The sequence below is a fragment of the Micromonospora humida genome (assembly GCF_016901255.1).
Lineage (GTDB): Bacteria > Actinomycetota > Actinomycetes > Mycobacteriales > Micromonosporaceae > Micromonospora > Micromonospora wenchangensis.
In genome coordinates this window covers 64,957-84,352 of the sequence record NZ_JAFEUC010000013.1, presented here as the reverse complement: position 1 = coordinate 84,352, position 19,396 = coordinate 64,957, and the positions used below count along the sequence as shown (strand labels likewise).

The 19,396-nt window shown below is 73.9% G+C and carries 17 protein-coding genes; 9 read left to right on the top strand and 8 right to left on the bottom strand.

Features of this window, described 5'->3' with window-relative positions:
* Nucleotides 1–33: 33 nt before the first annotated feature.
* Both JQX11_RS23990 and JQX11_RS23985 read right to left on the bottom strand, forming a co-directional pair.
* Nucleotides 34–1,320, bottom strand: coding sequence for a nicotinate phosphoribosyltransferase (locus JQX11_RS23990; protein WP_204927217.1), 1,287 nt, complete (start codon nucleotides 1,318–1,320; stop codon nucleotides 34–36).
* A 16-nt stretch (nucleotides 1,321–1,336) separates the two neighbouring features.
* Nucleotides 1,337–4,015, bottom strand: coding sequence for a LuxR family transcriptional regulator (locus JQX11_RS23985; protein ID WP_204927216.1), 2,679 nt, complete (start codon nucleotides 4,013–4,015; stop codon nucleotides 1,337–1,339).
* A gap of 197 nt (nucleotides 4,016–4,212) precedes the next feature.
* On the opposite strand from JQX11_RS23985, the gene JQX11_RS23980 reads away from it, so the two are divergent.
* The 9 genes from JQX11_RS23980 to rdgB all read left to right on the top strand — a co-directional run bounded on the left by JQX11_RS23980 (nucleotide 4,213) and on the right by rdgB (nucleotide 11,091).
* Nucleotides 4,213–5,778 carry a P-loop NTPase family protein gene (locus JQX11_RS23980; RefSeq protein WP_204927215.1) on the top strand — a complete coding sequence of 522 codons (1,566 nt, stop codon included), beginning with the start codon at nucleotides 4,213–4,215 and terminating at the stop codon, nucleotides 5,776–5,778.
* Nucleotides 5,779–5,908: 130 nt separating this feature from the next.
* Nucleotides 5,909–6,199, top strand: a complete 291-nt coding sequence (clpS, locus tag JQX11_RS23975; protein ID WP_088641781.1) for an ATP-dependent Clp protease adapter ClpS — start codon at nucleotides 5,909–5,911, stop codon at nucleotides 6,197–6,199.
* A 115-nt stretch (nucleotides 6,200–6,314) separates the two neighbouring features.
* Complete coding sequence (locus tag JQX11_RS23970) at nucleotides 6,315–6,815, top strand: DUF2017 domain-containing protein (RefSeq protein ID WP_372444630.1); 501 nt, start codon at nucleotides 6,315–6,317, stop codon at nucleotides 6,813–6,815.
* A gap of 55 nt (nucleotides 6,816–6,870) precedes the next feature.
* The gene (locus JQX11_RS23965; RefSeq protein WP_204927214.1) at nucleotides 6,871–7,359 is read left to right on the top strand and encodes a M67 family metallopeptidase; all 489 of its coding nucleotides are present in this window, start codon (nucleotides 6,871–6,873) and stop codon (nucleotides 7,357–7,359) included.
* Between the two features lie 62 nt (nucleotides 7,360–7,421).
* The gene (locus JQX11_RS23960; RefSeq protein ID WP_204927213.1) at nucleotides 7,422–7,787 is read left to right on the top strand and encodes a MoaD/ThiS family protein; all 366 of its coding nucleotides are present in this window, start codon (nucleotides 7,422–7,424) and stop codon (nucleotides 7,785–7,787) included.
* A gap of 11 nt (nucleotides 7,788–7,798) precedes the next feature.
* Entirely contained in the window at nucleotides 7,799–8,764 is a 966-nt protein-coding gene (locus tag JQX11_RS23955; RefSeq protein WP_204927212.1) for a PLP-dependent cysteine synthase family protein, read from the top strand.
* 194 nt (nucleotides 8,765–8,958) lie between these two features.
* Entirely contained in the window at nucleotides 8,959–9,705 is a 747-nt protein-coding gene (locus tag JQX11_RS23950; protein WP_204927211.1) for an MBL fold metallo-hydrolase, read from the top strand.
* Between the two features lie 46 nt (nucleotides 9,706–9,751).
* On the top strand, nucleotides 9,752–10,480 hold the full coding sequence (gene rph / locus JQX11_RS23945; protein WP_204927210.1) for a ribonuclease PH: 729 nt from the start codon (nucleotides 9,752–9,754) through the stop codon (nucleotides 10,478–10,480).
* Nucleotides 10,477–11,091, top strand: a complete 615-nt coding sequence (gene rdgB / locus JQX11_RS23940) for an RdgB/HAM1 family non-canonical purine NTP pyrophosphatase (RefSeq protein ID WP_204927209.1) — start codon at nucleotides 10,477–10,479, stop codon at nucleotides 11,089–11,091. The genes rph and rdgB overlap by 4 nt, the downstream gene beginning before the upstream one ends.
* Nucleotides 11,092–11,499: 408 nt before the next feature.
* Here rdgB and hutH read toward each other — a convergent pair whose 3' ends face one another.
* Genes hutH through JQX11_RS23910 form a run of 6 tightly spaced genes read right to left on the bottom strand, consistent with a single transcriptional unit; the run spans nucleotide 11,500 to nucleotide 19,371 of the window.
* Complete coding sequence (gene hutH / locus JQX11_RS23935; RefSeq protein WP_204927208.1) at nucleotides 11,500–13,038, bottom strand: histidine ammonia-lyase; 1,539 nt, start codon at nucleotides 13,036–13,038, stop codon at nucleotides 11,500–11,502.
* Nucleotides 13,026–14,216: an imidazolonepropionase gene (gene hutI, locus JQX11_RS23930; protein WP_204927207.1), complete on the bottom strand. Its 1,191-nt coding sequence runs from the start codon at nucleotides 14,214–14,216 to the stop codon at nucleotides 13,026–13,028. Before hutI ends, hutH begins: the two co-directional genes overlap by 13 nt.
* 54 nt (nucleotides 14,217–14,270) lie before the next feature.
* Nucleotides 14,271–15,626, bottom strand: a complete 1,356-nt coding sequence (locus tag JQX11_RS23925; RefSeq protein ID WP_204927331.1) for a formimidoylglutamate deiminase — start codon at nucleotides 15,624–15,626, stop codon at nucleotides 14,271–14,273.
* Nucleotides 15,623–16,858 carry an allantoate amidohydrolase gene (locus tag JQX11_RS23920; RefSeq protein ID WP_204927206.1) on the bottom strand — a complete coding sequence of 412 codons (1,236 nt, stop codon included), beginning with the start codon at nucleotides 16,856–16,858 and terminating at the stop codon, nucleotides 15,623–15,625. The genes JQX11_RS23925 and JQX11_RS23920 overlap by 4 nt, the downstream gene beginning before the upstream one ends.
* On the bottom strand, nucleotides 16,855–18,510 hold the full coding sequence (hutU, locus tag JQX11_RS23915) for a urocanate hydratase (RefSeq protein ID WP_204927205.1): 1,656 nt from the start codon (nucleotides 18,508–18,510) through the stop codon (nucleotides 16,855–16,857). The genes JQX11_RS23920 and hutU overlap by 4 nt, the downstream gene beginning before the upstream one ends.
* Nucleotides 18,511–18,522: 12 nt before the next feature.
* A complete protein-coding gene (locus JQX11_RS23910; RefSeq protein WP_204927204.1) occupies nucleotides 18,523–19,371 on the bottom strand; it encodes a MurR/RpiR family transcriptional regulator in 849 nt (282 codons plus the stop codon).
* Nucleotides 19,372–19,396: the final 25 nt, after the last annotated feature.

The window sequence follows — 19,396 nt, the reverse complement described above, 5'->3', positions numbered from 1 at the left end:
CACCCGCGGCACGACCCAGTCTGCCCCGGCGGCTCAACCGGCCGGCACGACCGTGACCGGGATCGCCGGATCACCTGCGGAGAGCTTCAACCCCTCCCACGGGATCGAGATCAGGCACTGGCGCAGGTGCTCGCGGGACTGCTCGATGCCCGGCAGGTCGACCGGTTCGCCGTCGACCACGTACGAGTGCTGCAGCAGCCGGTCGTTGGCCTGCCGGTCCGGTACCCCCTGCGAGACGACGACCTCCTCGGTGGCGGTGCCGGTGGGCTTGTGCCGGCGTACCGCGACCTTCCGGCCCCCGATGGTGCCCTTGTTCTCGGAACGCTTGACCACCGGCCGCCCGTCCACCTCGACCAGCTTGTAGACCAGGCTGGCGGTGGGGGCGCCGGAGCCGGTGACCACGGCGGTGCCCGCGCCGTACATGTCGACCGGTTCGGCGGCGAGCGCGGCGATGGCGTACTCGTCGAGATCCCCCGAGACGATGATCTTCGTCTCGGTGGCGTCGAGTGAGTCGAGCAGCTCCCGGGACTGCTGGGCGATGACCGCGAGGTCACCGGAGTCGATCCGGACGGCCCGTAGCTGTGGCCCGGCCACCTCGATGGCGGTCCGGATGCCCTGGCTGATGTCGTACGTGTCGACCAGCAGCGTGGTGTCCCGACCCAGCGTGGCGACCTGCGAGGCGAACGCCGTCCGCTCGTCGTCGTGCAGCAGGGTGAACGCGTGCGCGGCGGTCCCGGCGGTGGGGATGCCGTAGCGCTGGCCGGCGGCGAGGTTGGAGGTGAACCGGAACCCGGCCAGGTACGCCGCCCGCGCGGCGGCCACCGCCGCCTCCTCGTGGGCCCGCCGGGAACCCATCTCGATCAGGGCCCGGCCCCGGGCCGCGGTCACCATCCGGGCCGCCGCCGCGGCCACCGCGCAGTCGTGGTTGAGCACCGACAGCACCAGCGTCTCCAGCACCACGCACTCGGCGAAGCCGCCGGAGACGGTGAGGATCGGTGAGCCGGGGAAGAACAGCTCGCCCTCGGCGTACCCGTCGATGTCGCCGGTGAACCGGTAGTCTGCCAGCCAGCGGGCGGCCGGCTCGTCGACCACCCCGGTGCGGAGCAGGAACTCGACCTCCTCCGGGGCGAACCGGAACTCCCTGACCATGTCGATCAGGCGGCCGGTCCCCGCGACCACCCCGTACCGGCGTCCGGTGGGCAGGCGTCGGCTGAACACCTCGAAGGTGCACCGGCGGTCGGCGGTGCCGTCGCGCAGGGCGGCACTGACCATGGTCAGCTCGTAGTGGTCGGTCAGCAGCGCGGGGCGAAGGTGGCTCACCGGCCCAGCCTAGAGTTCAGCCGGCCGGAGCGTCGCCGTGGCCCGGGATCGCCCGCAGTGCCGCCCCCAACTCGGCCCGGCCGGTGATGCCGAGCTTGCTGTAGACCCGCTGGAGGTGGTTCTCCACCGTCCGGGGCGACAGGAACAGCCGGCCCGCGATGGCCCGGCTGGTCACCCCGGCGGCGGCGAGCGCGGCGACCTCCAGCTCCCGGTCGCTGAGTGTGGGCCGCAACGCGGTAAGCGCCGGGGTACGGATCTGGTCGCAGCGGGTGAGCAGGGCGGCGAGCCGTTCGTGTGCGGCGGCGGCCGACGTCGAGCGTTCCCGTCGCCATCCGTGCAGCGCCGTCGCCGTGGCGTCGACCGCCCAGACCGTCAGGTCCAGCTTCGTGAGGCCGTCCGCCACCTCCAGCAGGGCCTCCCCGTCCCGGGCGGCGGCGGCCCGCGCGTACCGGGCGAGCAACGGGGTCAGCGCCCCGTCGACGGTCTCGGAGAGTTCGGTCAACCGCTGCGCCACCGTACGCCGGCTGCCGTCGGTGCAGGTCGGCCCGACCGGGGCGGTGGCCCGGCCGAGCCGTACCAGGTCGTACAGCGCCAGCACCTCGTGGCCGGCGAACCCGTCGGCGCGCAACCGGTCGACCAGCGTGCCGAGGTGCCGCACCGCCCCGGCCAGGTCACCCCCGGCGGCCAGCACCGCGGCCCGCGCCTGCTCCAGCCACGGTTGGAGCACCGCCATGCCGGGGGCCTGGGTCCGGTCGGCCTCCGCCATCGCCTCCACGGCGGTGGCCGGGTCGCCGCGCAGCACCGCCGCCTGCGCCCGCTCGGCGTGCGCCAGCCCCGCGAAGACCCGGCTGGTGGCGAGCACCGCGCACGCGCCGAGGCTGGCCTTGAGCGCGTCGTCGCCACGACCGCGCAGCCGCGCCGCGTACGCCTGGAGGATGGACAGGTAGCCGGTGCCGAGCCGGAAGTCCCCGGCACCGGCCTGGTCGGCGAACTCGTCGGCCACGATGGCGTCGATGCCGGCCAGGTCCCCGGAGAGCGCCAGCCGGGTGCCCCGGGCCAGTTCCATGGCCAGTTGCAGGTACGGCATGTCGGCCCGCCAGTTCGCCGCCTCCGCCTGCACCCGGTCGATCGCCGCGGCGCTGGCCCGGAACCGGCCGCGCACCGCGTCGGCGTGGGCGATGGTGCACCGGGCCAGCTCGCGGGCGGCGACGCTGGCCGCCGGCCGGTCCAGCACCGACCGGCCGAGCCGCAGAGCGGTGTCGACCTCCAGGCCGTGTAGCCGCATGATCGCCTCGAAGGCGCGCACCCGGGCCTGGTGCCCGGGGTCGGTCAGGGCGTGCCCGGCCGCCGCGAGGGTGTCCACGGTGGACCGGTCGCTGAGCCCCCAGTAGCTGACCATCCCCCGTACAGTGAGCCAGCGACTGCGTCGGTGTTCGCAGACGATGTCGTCGGCCACCGCGTCGAGCACCCCGATCGCCTCGGCCGGCCGGTCGCCGAACATCAGGATGGTGGCGAGCAGTTCGGCGGCGTCGTAGCCGCCTTCGGCGACGAGCGCGCCCCGGGCCAGCCGGGTGGCCAACGGCACGTCGTACCGGGTGAACGCCTGGACGGCCGCGTGCAGCAGCAGGGCCGGGTCCTGGGCGGTGCCGGAGTCGAGCCGCCACACCGCCACCCGGAGCAGGTCGCTGCGGCGGCGGGCACCGGCCGACTCCACCCGCTCGGCGAGCTGGGCCTTCAGGCGGCGGGTCCGGCTGACCGGGCAGCGACGGCGGATCACCTCGCCGTACAGCGGGTGGGCGAGCCGGACGTCGATCCGCCGGTCGTCGGGTACGACGGTGATCAGCCCGCGTTCCTCGGCGACCTCCACGGCGGCCGGATCGGCGGCCCGGTCGAGCAGGCGCAGGCCGAGCGGCTCGCCGAAGGCGACCAGCTCCACCACCGCCCGGACCTCCGGGTCCAACCGGCCGATCCGGGTGTCGATCAGGTCGGTGAGGCTGGGGGCCAGCTCCAGCCGGCCGGTCCACCGCCACACCCCGTAGGGGCGGACCAGCTCACCTCCGGTGGTGGCGGCCAGCACCAGCTCCCTCAGCAGCAGCGGGTTGCCGGCGGAGAGCCGGGACAGCCGCTCGGCGGAGCTGGCGTCGACCGGGCCGTCCAGCAGGGCGGCGAGCAGGCCGGTGGTCTCACCCGGGCCGAGCGGGGCCAGCTCGGCGTGCGCGACCAGGTCGTCGGTCCACAGTGCACGGATCGGCAGCGGGATCTGCTCGCCGCTGCGCAGGGTGCCCAGCACGGTGGTGTTCTCGGCGCGGGCGAGCAGGTGGACCAGCGCCGCCGAGGGCGGGTCGAGCAGATGGGCGTCGTCGATGGCGAGCACGATGCGTCGCCCCGCCGCCTGCTCCTGGAGCACGTCGACGCCCCAGCGCAGCACCCCGGCGGGGGAGAGCCCGGGTGGCTGCTCGGCCGGCAGCACCGGGGCGAGCCCGCCGAACGGCAGCGCCGCGGTGGCCGTGCTGGCCGCGACGAACGACAGTGCGTACCGCTCGGGAGGCAGTGCGGCCACGGCCTCGCGGAGCAACCGGCTCTTGCCGACGCCCGCGCTGCCGCTGAAGAAGAGCCCGTGCCCCCGACCCTCGTGCACCGCTGCCAACAGACGGTTGAGTTCATCCGTTCGGCCGACGAAACTCCACCGACTCATCCGAGCAGCATATCGATGTAAATCGGTCCGGAGACACCCGGTGACGCTGCGAAGTTGAGTAATGTCGCAGTTACTGCTGAGTACCCGAGATGTTCCGGTGAAGCCGGCTGCTGCCCGTAACCTTCCCGCAGCCCATCGTCACCTATCGGACGTCCTACCGCGGGTACAGCCAGTTGCCCGTGTCGAGCGGAGGCCGAATGAAGCCCGGTCCACTCCCCGGGGTCGACATGACCGACGACCCGTCCGACCATCCCGACGCCGTCGGGCTGCCGGCCCGGGGCCCGTTCCCGGCCGACCCGCCGGCCGTCGAGGTGGATCCCGACGAGCCGCTCGCCGTGGTGGCCGCCGGACCCGCCGGGGCGGCCCGCCGCGAGGTGCTCGCCGCGCTGCTCGGGGTCCCCGCCGGGATGCTCGTCACCCCGGCGGGCAGCCACCTGCTGGTCCGGCACGCCCGGGTGGCGACCCGGGCGGCGTACGTGCCCGGCTACCGGCAGCCGCACTCCTACGGCGCGGACCAGGCCGCCGCCGGCCCGGCGCTGGCCCGCGCGCCACGCCGGGTCGAGCTGAGCCTGCCGGAACAGCTGCTGCGGCACTTCGCCGTGCTCGACACCCCGGACACCGACACCCTCGGCGTGGCCGGCGGCCGGGTTCTGCTCGACGCGGTCGTCCGGTCCGGCGCGCTGCTGTTCGTGATCGGTGCCGACCAGACCTTCACCGCCGCCGACCTGCACCTGCTCACCGAGGTCGCGCGTACCCGGGTACGGGTCTTCTTCGTGGTGACCCCCGGCGCGGGCGGTTGGGCGGCGGCGGAGCCGGCCGCGACCGACGACACCGGGGTGGCGCTCCCGTCCCCGCCCGACGGGCCGCCGGCCGGCGACCCGGTCGACCCGGTGGCGGTGACCGTCGCGGCGCACCGCGCCACCCTGCTGGCCGCGGTGCCGGGGCTGGCCGAGGCCGACTGGTATCCCGTGCACCGGGCCGAACATCCGGCCCTGCGCCGGGCGCTGGTCGGCTGGTCGGCCATCGAAGGGCTGCGCCGGGCGAGTTCCCGGCCGCCCGTGCCGCCCGGGGCGCACGGGCGGGTGCCGGTGGCCCCCGATGCGCCGGGCGACGACTGGGCCGACGGGTTGGAGCGGCAGAGCCGGCTCCGCGCCCGCGGCATCCGTCAGCAGCTCGCGCTCGAACTGGCCAACATCCACCTGCGGACCGTCCAGGAGATCGTCTTCGGGGTGGGCTGCGCGGGCCTGCCGCAACTGCTCGACCGGGAGCTGGAGGCGCTCTCCCTGCTCGCGACCGAGCAGCAGGACCGGGCGGTGCGGGAGATCCTCGACGGCGCCACCGTCCGGATCTTCGGCGCGCCGCTGGCCGAGGGGGTACGCCAGCGCATCGGCGCGGCCGTCCGGTGGGGGCTGGCCGACCATCCGTCCGGTCAGGAACTGGACCGGGTGCTCCTGGTCACCGGCACCGCCGGGGTGGCGACGCTGCCCGGGGCCGGTGCCCTGGACGCCCTGCTCGGTCATCCCGGCGCGCCCCGGACCGAGGTGCTGCCCCGGATCGGGGTCGCCCTGTCCGGTGGGTGCTGGCAGCACTGGCGCAGCCCCGGCAACGACGACCCGAACGCGGCCCGCTCCTGGGCGCAACGGGCGTTGCGCGAGGTCGAGCTGGAGTTGTCCCGCGAGGTGTCCCGGCGGTTCGAGGCGTTCCGGCTCGCGCTCGACGCGGTCCTCACCGACGCCCTCGACCACGGCATCCTGCTCGCCTGAACCGAGTCTCCCGGTGCCTGTCCCCGCCGTGTCCGCAGTCCGCCCGGTTTGCGCAGCTCGGGAGGGTGATCGGGGCTGCCCCGGCGTTCCGGTTCATCGGATCGCCACTTCCGGTGGCACGATGGGGGGCATGGCCGCTCCACAGGTTGCCCCGGTCGAGACGCCGGACACCGACGAGGTGCCGGTCGAGGACCGGCAGTGGGTGACGATCGTCTGGGACGACCCGGTCAACCTCATGACGTACGTGACCTGGGTCTTCCAGAAGTTGTTCGGGTACAGCCGGGAGAAGGCCGAGAAGCTGATGCTGGACGTGCACCACAAGGGCCGGGCGGTGGTCTCCAGCGGCGCCCGGGAGCGGATGGAGCACGACGCGTCGCAGTTGCACGCCTACGGTCTCTGGGCGACGGTGGACCGTTCGTGAGCGCGAGGAGTGAGCCGGGTTTGCGAGCCCCGCAGTCGCGAACCACGGCGGGTCTGGTGAGCGCGAGGAGCGAGCCGGGTCCGCGGTTCCGGCGCTGGCGATGGAGGTTGACGGGGTGAGCATGTTCCGCCGCCAGGGCGGCTGTTACGTGGCGACCTTCGCCGTCGACGAGGTCCGGGTGCTGCGCAAGGTCGCCACCGAGGTGGTCGGCCTGCTCACCGACGGGTTCGACCACACCGACCCGGTCGTCGGGCGGCTCTTCCCCGACGCCTACCCGGACGATCCGGCCGGCACGGCGGAGTTCCGCCGGTACACCGAGGGCGACCTGAAGACCGCCAAGATCGACCAGGCGGGCGCGGTGCTGGCCGCGCTGCCCGAGTCGGCCGGTGGCGAGGTGCGGCTGGACGCCGAGGCGGCCGAGGCGTGGCTGCGGGCGCTCAACGACGCCCGGCTGGCGATGGGCGTCCGGCTGGAGATCAAGGACGGTACCGACCTGGGCGAGGAGCTCGACGACGCGGTCGCCGACGATCCCACGTCGTCAAGGGTGTTCCAACTGTCGGTCTACGCCTATCTGGGTTATCTGCAGGAATCTCTGCTCAACGCCATGATCGACTGAACTGTGACGGTCACCGCCTCGCCGGGCGCGGCGGGTGGGCGCTAGGCTGGGCGACGTGCTGAGCATCGACCGGTCGATCGTCGACGCGATCGTCGCCCACGCGCGCCGGGACCACCCCGACGAGGCGTGTGGGGTGGTCGCCGGACCCGTCGGCGGTGACACCCCGACCCGGCACATCCCGATGGACAACGCGGCCCGCTCGATGACCTTCTACGAGTTCGACTCGATGGAGCATCTGCGGGTGTGGCGGGAGATGGACGACCGCGACGAGGAACCCGTCGTCATCTACCACTCGCACACCGCCACCGAGGCGTACCCGTCCCGCACGGACGTCGCCTTCGCGGGTGAGCCGGGCGCGCACTACCTGCTGGTCTCGACCCGCGAACCGGACACCGAGGAGATTCGTTCCTTCCGGATCGTCGACGGCGTGGTGACCGAGGAGCCGGTGCGGATCGTGGACGCCGGGGTGGATCCGCACGCGGTCCAGTCCTACATGTTCGGGCAGAGCCCGGCGACGGTCGACTACGAGTGTTCCGGCAGCTGACTCCCAGCTCCGCTCACCCTGTTCCGTCCGGCACCGAGGCACACCCGACCAAGGAGTACGTCATGGCCATCGAGGTTCGCATCCCCACCATCCTGCGCAGCTACACCGGCGGCGAGAAGGTCGTCGAGGGCGCCGGGGACACCCTGGGCGACCTGCTCACCGACCTGGACACCCGGCACGCCGGCCTGAAGGCCCGGCTGGTCACCGACGCCGGTGCGCTGCACCGCTTCGTCAACGTCTACGTCAACGACGAGGACGTCCGTTTCCTGGGCGCGCTGGACGCCAAGCTCAACGACGGCGACAGCGTCACCGTCCTGCCGGCCGTCGCCGGTGGGGCGTTCGGCTTCGCCGCCGCGGCGGCGATCAGCCAGCACCGTGCGGCCACCGCGGCGGTGGCGGCACGGCGCGCGGCCGTCGCCCCCCGCTGAGGGCGGGCGTCATGGCGCGGTACGACAGCCTGCTCGACGCCTGCGGCGGCACCCCCCTGGTGGGGTTGCCCCGGCTCTCGCCGACGGTGCCCGACGGGGCGCCGCCGGTGCGGCTGTGGGCCAAGCTGGAGGACCGGAACCCGACCGGCAGCATCAAGGACCGCGCGGCCCTGTTCATGGTCCGTGCGGCGGAGCAGTCCGGCCGGCTCCGGCCCGGGGACACCATCCTGGAGCCGACCAGCGGCAACACCGGTATCTCGCTGGCCATGGTGGCCAAGTTGCGCGGCTACCGGCTGGTCTGCGTGATGCCGGAGAACGTCTCCACCGAGCGGGTCCAACTGCTCCGGATGTACGGCGCGGAGATCATCTTCTCGCCGGCGGCGGGCGGCTCCAACCAGGCGGTCGCCACCGCCAAGCAGATCGCGGTCGACCACCCGGACTGGGTGATGCTCTACCAGTACGGCAACGAGGCCAACGCCCGCGCCCACTACGAGACCACCGGCCCGGAACTGCTGCACGACCTGCCCACCATCACGCACTTCGTGGCGGGCCTGGGCACCACCGGCACCCTGATGGGCACCGGGCGGTTCCTGCGGGAGAAGGTCGAGGGCATCCAGGTGGTGGCCGCCGAGCCGCGCTACGGCGAACTCGTCTACGGCCTGCGCAACATCGACGAGGGTTACGTCCCCGAGTTGTACGACGCGTCGGTGCTCACCCGGCGCTTCTCCGTCGGCACCCGGGACGCGGTGCTGCGTACCCGGCAGCTGGTGGAGGTGGAGGGGATCTTCGCCGGTTTCTCCACCGGGGCGATCCTGCACGCCGCCCTGTCGGTGGCGCACGAGGCGGTCCGGGACGGCCGGCGGGCCGACGTCGCCTTCGTGGTCTGCGACGGTGGCTGGAAGTACCTCTCCACCGGGGCGTACGGCGGCACCCTCGCCGACGCCGAGAGCGCCCTGGAGGGGCAGCTCTGGGCCTGACCCGTCGTGGGGCCGGTCGGCGCAGGCGTCGGCCGGCCCCCGCGGGTGTCACGTTGATGACAACTTCCAGAAGATGATTCTTGCCCTGCGGTCGCTGCGCGTAGGCTGCCCACCGTGGCGTACGCGTCGGTAGAGATCATAATCGGTGCTGACTCCGGCGTGTCGACTACGTACCGTAATTGTGGGGCGACCGGATGCGGCTGACCGTGCTGGGCTGTGCGGGAAGCTTCCCCGGCCCCGAATCCCCCTGCTCCGCGTACCTCGTCGAGGCGCAGGGTTTCCGGCTGCTCGTCGACTTCGGGCCGGGCTCGCTGTCCACCCTCCAGCGGTACGCCGGCCTGCACGCCCCGGACGCCATCCTCCTGACCCACCTGCACTGCGACCACATCCTCGACGCCGCGTCGTACGTCGTGGTCCGCCGGTACGCCCCGGACGGCCCCTACCCGCCGCTGCCGGTCTACGCGCCGCCGGGCGCCCCGGACCGGCTCGCCACCGCCTACGGCCAGGACGACAGCACCGTGGAGGACGTCTACCAGTTCTACGGCCTCCAGCCGGGCACCTTCCCGATCGGCCCGTTCACCGTCACCGTCGACCGGGTCAACCATCCCATCGAGACGTACGGGGTGCGGCTGGAGCACGAGGGCCGGGTGCTCTGCTACTCCTCGGACACCGCACCCTGTGACGCGCTGCTGCGGCTCGCCCAGGACGCCGACGTCTTCCTCTGCGAGGCCAGCTACCTCGACGGGGTGGACAACCCGCCGGATCTGCACCTCACCGGCCGGGAGGCGGGCGAGACGGCCACCAAGGCGGGGGTGGGTCGGCTGCTGCTGACCCATCTGGTGGTGGCCTGGGGCAGCGAGTCGCACACCATCGCCTCGGCGGCCGGGGCGTTCACCGGGCCGCTGGAAGTGGTGCGGGCCGGCGCCAGCTACGACGTCTGAGCCCACCCGGGCATGCGCCGATCATGCGACCGCATAGGGTGCAGGGATGGCGCGACCTGACGGGCGGCGGCCCGACCAACTCCGACCGGTGACGTTGACCCGGGGCTGGAGCACCCACCCGGAGGGCTCGGTGCTCGTCGAGTTCGGCGGCACCCGGGTGCTCTGCACGGCGAGCGTCACCGAGGGCGTGCCCCGCTGGCGCAAGGGCTCCGGGCTCGGCTGGGTGACCGCCGAGTACGCGATGCTGCCCCGGGCCACCAACACCCGCTCCGACCGGGAGAGCGTGCGCGGCAAGATCGGTGGGCGGACCCACGAGATCTCCCGGCTGATCGGCCGCAGCCTGCGCGCCTGCGTCGACCTCAAGGCGCTCGGCGAGAACTCGATCGTGCTCGACTGCGACGTGCTCCAGGCCGACGGCGGCACCCGTACCGCCTCCATCACCGGCGCGTACGTGGCCCTCTACGACGCGGTGAGCTGGCTTGCCGGCCGCAAGTCGTTGGCCGGTAAGCCGGAGAAGGTGATGCACCGGTCGGTGGCCGCGGTCAGCGTCGGGATCGTCGCGGGCGAGCCGCTGCTCGACCTCTGCTACGTCGAGGACGTGGCGGCCGAGGTCGACATGAACGTCGTCTGCACCGGCGAGGGCGACTTCGTCGAGGTGCAGGGCACGGGCGAGGACGGCGTCTTCTCCCGGGCGCAGCTCGACGCGTTGCTGGACGTCGCGTCGTTGGGTTGTCTGGAACTGGCCGAGGCGCAGCGGAAGGCTCTCGCATCATGAACAAGGTCCTGCTCGCCACCCGCAACCGCAAGAAGCTGGTGGAGTTGCAGCGCATCCTCGACGGCGCGCTCGGCGCGCACCGGATCGCCCTGCTCGGCCTCGACGACGTCGAGGAGTACCCGGAGCTGCCCGAGACCGGCCTCACCTTCGGCGAGAACGCCCTGATCAAGGCGCGGGAGGGTTGCCGGCGTACCGGCCTGCCCACCATCGCCGACGACTCCGGCATCGCCGTCGACGCGCTCAACGGCATGCCCGGGGTGTTCAGCGCCCGCTGGGCCGGCCGGCACGGCGACGACCGGGCCAACCTGCAACTGGTGCTGGACCAGATCGCCGACCTGCCCGACGAGCACCGGGGGGCGTCGTTCGTCTGCACCGTGGCGCTGGTGCTGCCCGGCGGCAAGGAGCACCTGGTCGACGGCCGCCAGCCCGGCCGGCTGCTGCGTGCCCCGCGCGGCGAGGGCGGCTTCGGGTACGACCCGATCTTCGTGGGTGACGGCCAGGAGCGGACCAACGCGGAGTTGACCCCGCAGGAGAAGGACGCGATCAGCCACCGGGGCAAGGCGTTGCGCGAGCTGGCGAAGCTCGCCGCCAAGGTGCTCCCGGCCAGCTGAGCCAGCCGTCGACCGATCCGTCGCCCTGCAGGCGGGTGCGACGACGCCCGGCCGTCGACCGGCTCGTCGTCGCCGCTCCTTGTTCGCCGACTTCCGGCCGTCGAGTAAGGAGCGGCGCCGTGGCTTGTCACCGAAAGTAGTCTCGGTTAGGCCCCCACCCTTCCATCCGACATCCTTTGCTCTGCTGCTTTCCAGGCGACAGACACACCGAGTGTTCGCCAGGATTGCTGCGCTTGGAACTTACATATAGGTTTTCGCTGTTCAAGCGACTGTCGCGTCCGTGGCAGCAGAGCAAAGGATCTGCACCGGGGTGGTGGCTCTCGGGGGTTTGCTTACGCTCGGTAACCTGTCGCGACGGGTCGGCCTTGACTACTGAACGCTACGGCGACGCTGGCGTCACCGTCACCGTCAGCTCAGCGGCCCGATCTGCCGTTCGATGGCGGCCCGCAGGTCCGGGCCGGCCAGCACCGACCGGGCCGCCGCCAGCACCGGGGCGAGGAAGACGTCCGGGCCGGGCGCACCGGCCGCCGGGCCGAGGGCGTCCAGCGCGGCCCGCCCGGCCGGTGACGGCTCCAGCGGCGCGCGCAGTTGCAGCCCCCGTACGGCCGCCAGCAGCTCCACCGCGAGCAGGCTGGTCAGATTGTCCAGCACGGTACGCAGCTTCTTGGCCCCCGCCCAGCCCATCGAGACGTGGTCCTCCTGCATGCCGCTGGTGGGCAGCGAGTCGACCGAGGCGGGCGCGGCCAGCCGGCGGTTCTCCGCGACGATCCCGGCGGCCGTGTACTGGGCGATCATCAGCCCGGAGTTCACCCCGGCGTCCGGGGACAGGAACGCCGGCAGGTCCCGGTTGCGGGTCACGTCGAGCAGCCGGTCCACCCGCCGTTCGGCGATTGCCCCCACCTCGGCGGCGGCGATGGCCAGGTAGTCGGCGGCGAAGCCGAGCGGAGCGCCGTGGAAGTTGCCCGTCGACTCGACCCGCCCGTCCGGCAGCACCACCGGGTTGTCCACCACCGAGACCAGCTCCCGGCCGGCCACCGTCGCGACGAAGTCGAGGGTGTCCCGGGCCGCCCCGGCCACCTGCGGGGCGCACCGCATCGAGTACGCGTCCTGCACGGCGTGCGCCAGGTCGTCGCGGTGCGAGTCCATCACCCGGGAGTCCTGCAGCAGCCGGTGGATGTTCGCCGCCGACGCGGCCTGCCCCGGGTGCGGCCGGATGGCGTGCAGCTCCGGCAGGAACGGCCGTTCCGAGCCGAGCATCGCCTCGATGGCCAGCGCGGCGGTCACGTCGGCCATGGCGAACAGGTGCCGGGCGTCCGCGATGGCCAGCAGCAGCATGCCGAGCATGCCGTCGGTGCCGTTGATCAGCGCCAGCCCCTCCTTGGCGGCCAACGCGATCGGAGTCAACCCGACCGCCCGCAGCGCCTCGGCGGCGTCGACCTGTTCGCCGGCCGGACCGGCCACCCACCCCTCGCCGAGCAGCACCAGCGCGCAGTGCGCCAGCGGCGCCAGGTCACCGGACGCGCCGAGCGACCCGTGCTCCGGCACCCACGGGGTGACGTCGGCGTTGAGCAGGTCGACGAGCGCCTGCGCGACCAGCGGCCGGACCCCGGAGCGGCCCAGCGCCAGCGAACGGACCCGCAGCAGCATCATCGCCCGGACCACCTCGCGGGGCATCGGCGCACCGATCCCGGCGGCGTGCGAGCGGATCAGCGCATGCTGCAACTCGGCCCGGCGCTGCGGGGCGACGAATGTGTTCGCCAGCGCCCCGAAGCCGGTGGACACGCCGTACACCGGGCGGCCGGCGGCCTCGATGCCGTCCACGATGCGGCGGCTGGCGGCCATCGCGTCGACGGCCGCCGGGGCGAGGACGACCCGGGCGTCGCCGCGCGCCACGGCGAGCACGTCGGCGGGGGTGATTCCGGTGGGCTGGACGGTCACAGTCGACATTGCGGCACTCCGTTGTGCAGAACCTGGCGGATCAGGGGAACACCCGGCCGGTAGGCCAGGTGCAGGTGGGACGGGGCGTCGAGGATCATCAGGTCGGCCCGCGTCCCGGGGCGCAGCACCCCGACGTCGGTGCGGCGCAACGCCCGTGCGCCGCCCGCCGTCGCGGCCCACACCGCCTCCGCCGGGGTCATCCGCATCTCGCGGACGGCCAGCGCGACGCAGAACGGCATCGACGAGGTGTACGACGACCCGGGGTTGCAGTCCGTGGCCAGCGCCACGGTCACCCCCGCGTCGAGCAGCCGCCGGGCGTCCGGGTACGGCGACCGGGTGGAGAACTCCGCCCCCGGCAGCAGGGTCGCCACGGTGGGATCGTCGGTGGTGGCCGAACCGGCCAGCGCGTCGACGTCGGCGTCGGACAGGTGGGTGCAGTGGTCGACGCTGGCCGCGCCCAGCTCCACCCCCAGCCGCACCCCCGGCCCCGGGCCGAGCTGGTTGGCGTGCAACCGCAGCCCCAGTCCGGCGGCCTGCCCGACGGTGAGGATGGCCCGCGCGTGGTCGGCGTCGAACGCGCCCCGCTCGCAGAACACGTCCACCCAGCGGGCGTACGGCGTGGCGGCGGTGAGCATCGGCCCGCAGACCAGGCCCACGTAGTCGTCGGGCCGTCCCGCGTACTCGGCGGGGACGACGTGCGCGCCGAGGAAGGTGGTCTCGGCGGTCACCTCGGCGGCGATCCGCAACGAGCGGGCCTCGTCGGCGACGGTCAGGCCGTACCCGCTCTTGATCTCCATGGTGGTGGTGCCCTGCCGCATCGCCTCGTCGCGCAGCCGGCGCACGGTGTCCCGCAGGTCGTCGTCGGAGGCCGCGCGGGTCGCGCCGACAGTGGTCCGGATGCCACCCCCGGTGTACGGCTCACCGGCCATCCGGGCCGCGAACTCGGCCGCCCGGTCCCCGGCGAACACCAGGTGCGCGTGGCTGTCCACGAACCCGGGCAGCACCGCACCGCCCCCGGCGTCGATCCGCCGGTCGGCGGCCGGCGCGTAGCGGGCCGGCCCGATCCAGACGACCCGACCCGCCTCCACCAGCAGGGCGACATCGCGCCGCAGGCCCAACGGCCCGCCGCCGGGGGTGGGCACGTTGGTGACCAGCTCGCCGATGTCGTCGACCAGCAGACTGCTCACGACACACCCCCCGCCGCCGACCGCCGCGTGGCGACCGCCGCCGGCCCGGTACGGCTAGTCACCGGTCACCGCCGCGACCGCCGCCCGCAGCTCCGCCGGTACGTCCACGGTGAGGTGCCGGCCGTCGCGCACCACCTGCCGCCCGTCGACCACCACCTGGTCGACGTCGGCGGCGGTGGCCGCGAAGAACACCCCCACCGGCGGCACCCCGGCGGTACGCGGGCTGTCCAGCCGTACGGTCACCAGGTCGGCGCGTTCCCCGACGGCGATCCGGCCGGCGTCGGCCCAGCCCAGCGCGGCGTGCCCGGAGACGGTGGCCGCGTCGCGCAGCGCGGCGGCGGTGAAGTGCCCGCGCCGCCGGGTACGCAGCCGCTCGTCCAGCTCCACCGCGCGGGCCTCCTCGAACAGGTCGACCACGGCGTTACTGTCGCTGCCCAGGCTCAGTGGGATGCCGGCGTCGGCCATCAGCCGGGCCGGCCCGATCCCGTCGGCCAGGTCCCGTTCCGTGGTGGGGCACAGGCACACCCCGGTCCGGTGCTCGGCCAGCAGGGCCAGGTCGGCGCTGGTCGGGTGGGTGGCGTGTACGGCGGTGACGTCCGGGCCGAGCACGCCACGGTCGGCGAGCAGCCCGGCCGGGGTACGCCCGTGCGCCGCCCGGCAGGCGTCGTTCTCGGCCGGCTGCTCCGACAGGTGCACGTGCAGCGGGGCACCCTGCCGGTACGCCCAGCCGGCGACGGTGGCGAGCTGCTCCGCGGGCACCGCGCGTACCGAGTGGATCGCCGCCCCGCGCAGCGCGTGCGGCCCGGCCGGCCGGAACCCGTCGACCCGTTGCGCCCAGCGCAGCGAGTCCCCGTCGCCGAAGCGCCGCTGCGCCCCGGCCAACGGCTCGCCGGCCACCGAGGCGGTCAGGTAGCAGGCGTCCAGCAGGGTGATCCGGATGCCGGCCTGCGCCGCCGCCTCGACCAGCGCCGCGCCCATCGCGTTCGGGTCGTCGTACGGTCGGCCGTCGGGGCCGTGGTGCAGGTAGTGGAACTCGCCGACGCAGGTGACCCCGGCCAGCGCCATCTCGGCGTACGCGGCCCGGGCCAGGGCCAGGTAGGAGTCGGGATCGAGCCGGCCGGCGACGTCGTACATCACGTCCCGCCAGCTCCAGAAGTCACCCCGACCCCCGTGGGTACGCCCGCGCAGCGCCCGGTGGAAGGCGTGCGAGTGGGCGTTGGCCAGGCCGGGCAGGGTGAGCCCGGGCAGCCGTCCCGCCTCGGCGAGCACTTCGACCCCGGTCTGCGGCGACGTGCCCCGGGCGAGCGGGGTGACGGCGGTGAACCGGCCGTCCTCGGCCTCGATCAGCACGTCCGGGGTCGGCGCGGCATGGTCGGGCAGCCACGCCTGCTCGGCCAGCCAACGGGTCAGTGGCATGCCAGCTCCTCCAGCACCCGGGCCAGCGCGACCACCCCGGCCGCACAGTCGTCGTCGGTGGCCGACTCGGCGGGGGAGTGCGACACCCCGGTCGGGTTACGCACGAACAGCATCGCGGTGGGCAGGTGCGCGGCGAGCACCCCGGCGTCGTGACCGGCCCCGGTGGGCAGCAGCGGCGCGGCCAGCAGCCCCGCCAACCGGTCGGCCAGCCCGCCGTCGAAGGTGACCAGGGGCGTGGCCGACTCCCGGGTCACGGTCAGCTCGGTGCCGTCGCGGCGGGCCCGCTCGGCGGCCTTGGCTTGGACCGCCTCGACCAGGCCGTCCAGGGTCTCCGGCGCGGCGGCGCGGGCGTCCAGCCAGCCGGTCACCCGCGACGGGATCGCGTTGGTGGCGTTGGGTTCCACCGACACCCGGCCGACGGTGGCGTGTGCGTCGCGCAGCCGGGCCTCCTTGTTCGCGGCGAGCACGGTGAACGCGAAGGTGAGCATCGGGTCGCGGCGGTCGGCCATCCGGGTCGTACCGGCGTGGTTGCCCTCGCCGCGTAGCTCGAAGCGCCACCGGCCGTGCGGCCAGATGGCGCTGCCCACCGCGACCGGCGCATCGGCGTCGACCAGCGCCCTTCCCTGCTCGACGTGCAGCTCCACGAAGGTGGCGAACCGGCCGAGCAGCGCCGGGTCGGCCCCCGCCGGGCGGTGGCCCAGCGCCTCGGCGAAGCTCACCCCGGCCGCGTCGCGCAGCCCGGCCGCGCGGTCGGCGTCGATCTCGCCGGTGAGCAGCCTCGACCCCAGGCACGGTACGCCGAACCGTGCGCCCTCCTCCTCGACGAACGCGGCCACCACCACCGGCCGGACCGGGGTGACGCCGGCGGCCCGCAGCTCGTCCACGGCGAGGAACGCGCTGACGATGCCGAGCGGCCCGTCGTACGCCCCGCCGTGCGGCACCGAGTCGAAGTGGCTGCCGGTGAGCACCGCCCCGGTGCCCGCCCGATCGCCGGTGGCCGGCCCTGCGGTGGCCGGCCCGCCGCTGTCCGGGTCGCCCCACCAGGCGAACAGGTTGCCGTTGCCGTCCCCGCTGACCGGCATGCCCCGCAGCTCGGCCTGCGCCCGGAACCACTCCCGCAGCCGCAGCTCCGCAGGGGTCAGCGCGTACCGCAGGTAGCCGCCGCTGTCGGCGTCCCGGCCGACCGGCGCGATCTCGTCCCACAACTCCCGGAACCGCCCGGTCACGCCCCACTCTCCGCCATGGGGATGCGGACGTCGGTGCGGACGGCGACGTCGCGGGCGGTGTCGTAGCCGGCGTCGACGTGCCTGATGACACCCATCGCCGGGTCGTTGCTGAGTACCCGTTCGATCTTCTGCCCGGCCAGCGCGGTGCCGTCGGCGACGCAGACCTGGCCGGCGTGGATGGACCGGCCGATGCCCACCCCGCCGCCGTGGTGGATGGACACCCAGGACGCCCCGCTGGCGGTGTTCACGAGCGCGTTGAGCAGCGGCCAGTCGGCGATCGCGTCGGAGCCGTCGGCCATCGCCTCGCTCTCCCGGTACGGGCTGGCGACGCTGCCGCAGTCCAGGTGGTCCCGGCCGATCACCACCGGCGCGGACAGCTCCCCTGCGGCGACCATGTCGTTGAACCGCACCCCGGCGACGTCCCGCTCGCCGTAGCCCAGCCAGCAGATCCGGGCCGGCAGCCCCTGGAAGGCGACCCGTTCGCCGGCCAGCCGCATCCACCGGGCCAGCGACTCGTTCTCGGGGAACAGGTCGAGGATGGCCCGGTCGGTGGCGGCGATGTCGGCCGGGTCACCGGAGAGCGCCGCCCAGCGGAACGGCCCCCTGCCCTCGCAGAACAGCGGCCTGATGTACGCCGGCACGAAACCGGGGAAGTCGAACGCCCGCGCGTACCCGCCCAACTGCGCCTCGCCCCGGATCGAGTTGCCGTAGTCGAACACCTCCGCGCCCGCGTCGAGGAAACCGACCATCGCCTCGACGTGCTTCGCCATCGACGCCCGCGCCCGGTCGGTGAACTCGGCCGGCTTGGCCGCCGCGTAGTCCCGGGCGTCGGCCAGCTTCACCCCCTCCGGCAGGTACGACAGCGGGTCGTGCGCGCTGGTCTGGTCGGTGACCACGTCGACGGCCACGCCTCGGCGCAGCAACTCGGGGAAGACGGTGGCGGCGTTGCCGACCACACCGACGCTCAACGCCCGCCGGTCCCGTTTGGCGGCCAGCACCCGGGCGACGGCGTCGTCGAGCGAGTCGGCCACCTCGTCGAGGTAGCGGTCGTGCACCCGCCGGTCGAGCCGGGTCCGGTCGACGTCCACGATCAGGCAGACGCCGTCGTTCATGGTGACCGCGAGGGGTTGCGCCCCGCCCATCCCACCGCAGCCGGCGGTGAGGGTCAGCGTCCCGGCGAGGCTGCCGCCGAAACACTTCGCGGCGACGGCGGCGAACGTCTCGTAGGTGCCCTGGAGGATGCCCTGGGTGCCGATGTAGATCCACGAGCCGGCGGTCATCTGCCCGTACATGGTCAGGCCGAGGGATTCCAGGCGGCGGAACTCGGGCCAGGTGGCCCAGTCGCCGACCAGGTTGGAGTTGGCCAGCAGCACCCGGGGGGCCCACTCGTGGGTGCGCATGACCCCGACCGGGCGACCCGACTGCACCAGCATCGTCTCGTCGTCGCGCAGCCCGGTGAGGGTACGCACCAGCGCGTGGTACGACGGCCAGTCCCGGGCCGCCTTCCCGGTGCCGCCGTAGACCACCAGGTCGTCGGGGCGTTCGGCCACCTCCGGGTCGAGGTTGTTCATCAGCATCCGCAGGGCGGCCTCCTGCGGCCACCCCTGCGCGGTACGGGTGGTGCCACGGGCGGCACGGACGGGCTGGTGCATGGCGTACTCCTCTCAGCCGAGGAACAACTGACGACGGGCGGCGGACGACTCGAACGCCTCCAGGCGGCGCTGGGTCTGGATCGGGGCGGCGTCACAGATCGCCTGGAGCACCACCATGGCCAGGGTCATCGGGGCGGTGTGCAGGTCGAAGACGAGGTCGGTGCCGACGGCGGCGGGGAGCACCAGCTCGGCGTACTCGGTGGCGGGGCTGACCGGGGAGTCGGTGATCGCGACGACGGTGAGGCCGGCGTCGCGGGCCGCGCGCAGCGCGTCGAGGGTCTCCCGGGGGTAGCGGGGCAGCACGAAGGCGAGCAGCGCGTCAGCCCCGGCCGAGGCGGCCTGTTCGAGCCGGTCGGTGAGCAGGCTGCCTCCGTCGTCGAGGACCCGGACGTCGGGCAGCACCTTGGCGGCGAAGTACGCGAAGTAGGCGGCCAGCGGCGCGGCGGCCCGCAGGCCGAGCACCGGCAGGGGGCGGCTCGCCGCGAGCAGCCGACCGGCGGTGGCGATCCTGTCCCGGTCGGCCAGCTCGCCGGCCAGCCGGTCCAGGTTGGCCATCTCGGCGCGTACCGCGAGTTGCAGTTCGTTGCCGTCGTTGGCGCGGCCGTCGGGGCCGGTGGTCAGCTCGCGAAGGCGGCGACGCAGCGCCGGGTAGCCGTCGTGACCGAGCGCCACGGCGAACCGGGTCACCGACGGCTGGCTGACCCCGGCAAGCTCCGCCACCTCGGCCGCCGACAGGTAGGCCACGGTGGCGGCGTGCTGCACGAGGCAGTGCGCGATGCGCCGTTGGGTGGGGGTGAGCCGGACCCCGTGGAACAGGTCGAGCAGCCGGTCCGGCGGCGCGGCGACGGCTCCGTCATTCATGCCGCGACTCTATGCATGAAAAATT

Coding starts and splice junctions, on each gene's coding strand:
- JQX11_RS23960 (WP_204927213.1), top strand. CDS start 7,422: ATGGCCATCGAGGTTCGCATCCCCACCATCCTGCGCAGCTACACCGGC.
- clpS (WP_088641781.1), top strand. CDS start 5,909: ATGGCCGCTCCACAGGTTGCCCCGGTCGAGACGCCGGACACCGACGAG.
- rph (WP_204927210.1), top strand. CDS start 9,752: ATGGCGCGACCTGACGGGCGGCGGCCCGACCAACTCCGACCGGTGACG.
- JQX11_RS23910 (WP_204927204.1), bottom strand. CDS start 19,371: ATGAATGACGGAGCCGTCGCCGCGCCGCCGGACCGGCTGCTCGACCTG.
- JQX11_RS23950 (WP_204927211.1), top strand. CDS start 8,959: ATGCGGCTGACCGTGCTGGGCTGTGCGGGAAGCTTCCCCGGCCCCGAA.
- hutU (WP_204927205.1), bottom strand. CDS start 18,510: ATGCACCAGCCCGTCCGTGCCGCCCGTGGCACCACCCGTACCGCGCAG.
- JQX11_RS23955 (WP_204927212.1), top strand. CDS start 7,799: ATGGCGCGGTACGACAGCCTGCTCGACGCCTGCGGCGGCACCCCCCTG.
- rdgB (WP_204927209.1), top strand. CDS start 10,477: ATGAACAAGGTCCTGCTCGCCACCCGCAACCGCAAGAAGCTGGTGGAG.
- JQX11_RS23985 (WP_204927216.1), bottom strand. CDS start 4,015: ATGAGTCGGTGGAGTTTCGTCGGCCGAACGGATGAACTCAACCGTCTG.
- hutH (WP_204927208.1), bottom strand. CDS start 13,038: ATGTCGACTGTGACCGTCCAGCCCACCGGAATCACCCCCGCCGACGTG.
- JQX11_RS23980 (WP_204927215.1), top strand. CDS start 4,213: ATGAAGCCCGGTCCACTCCCCGGGGTCGACATGACCGACGACCCGTCC.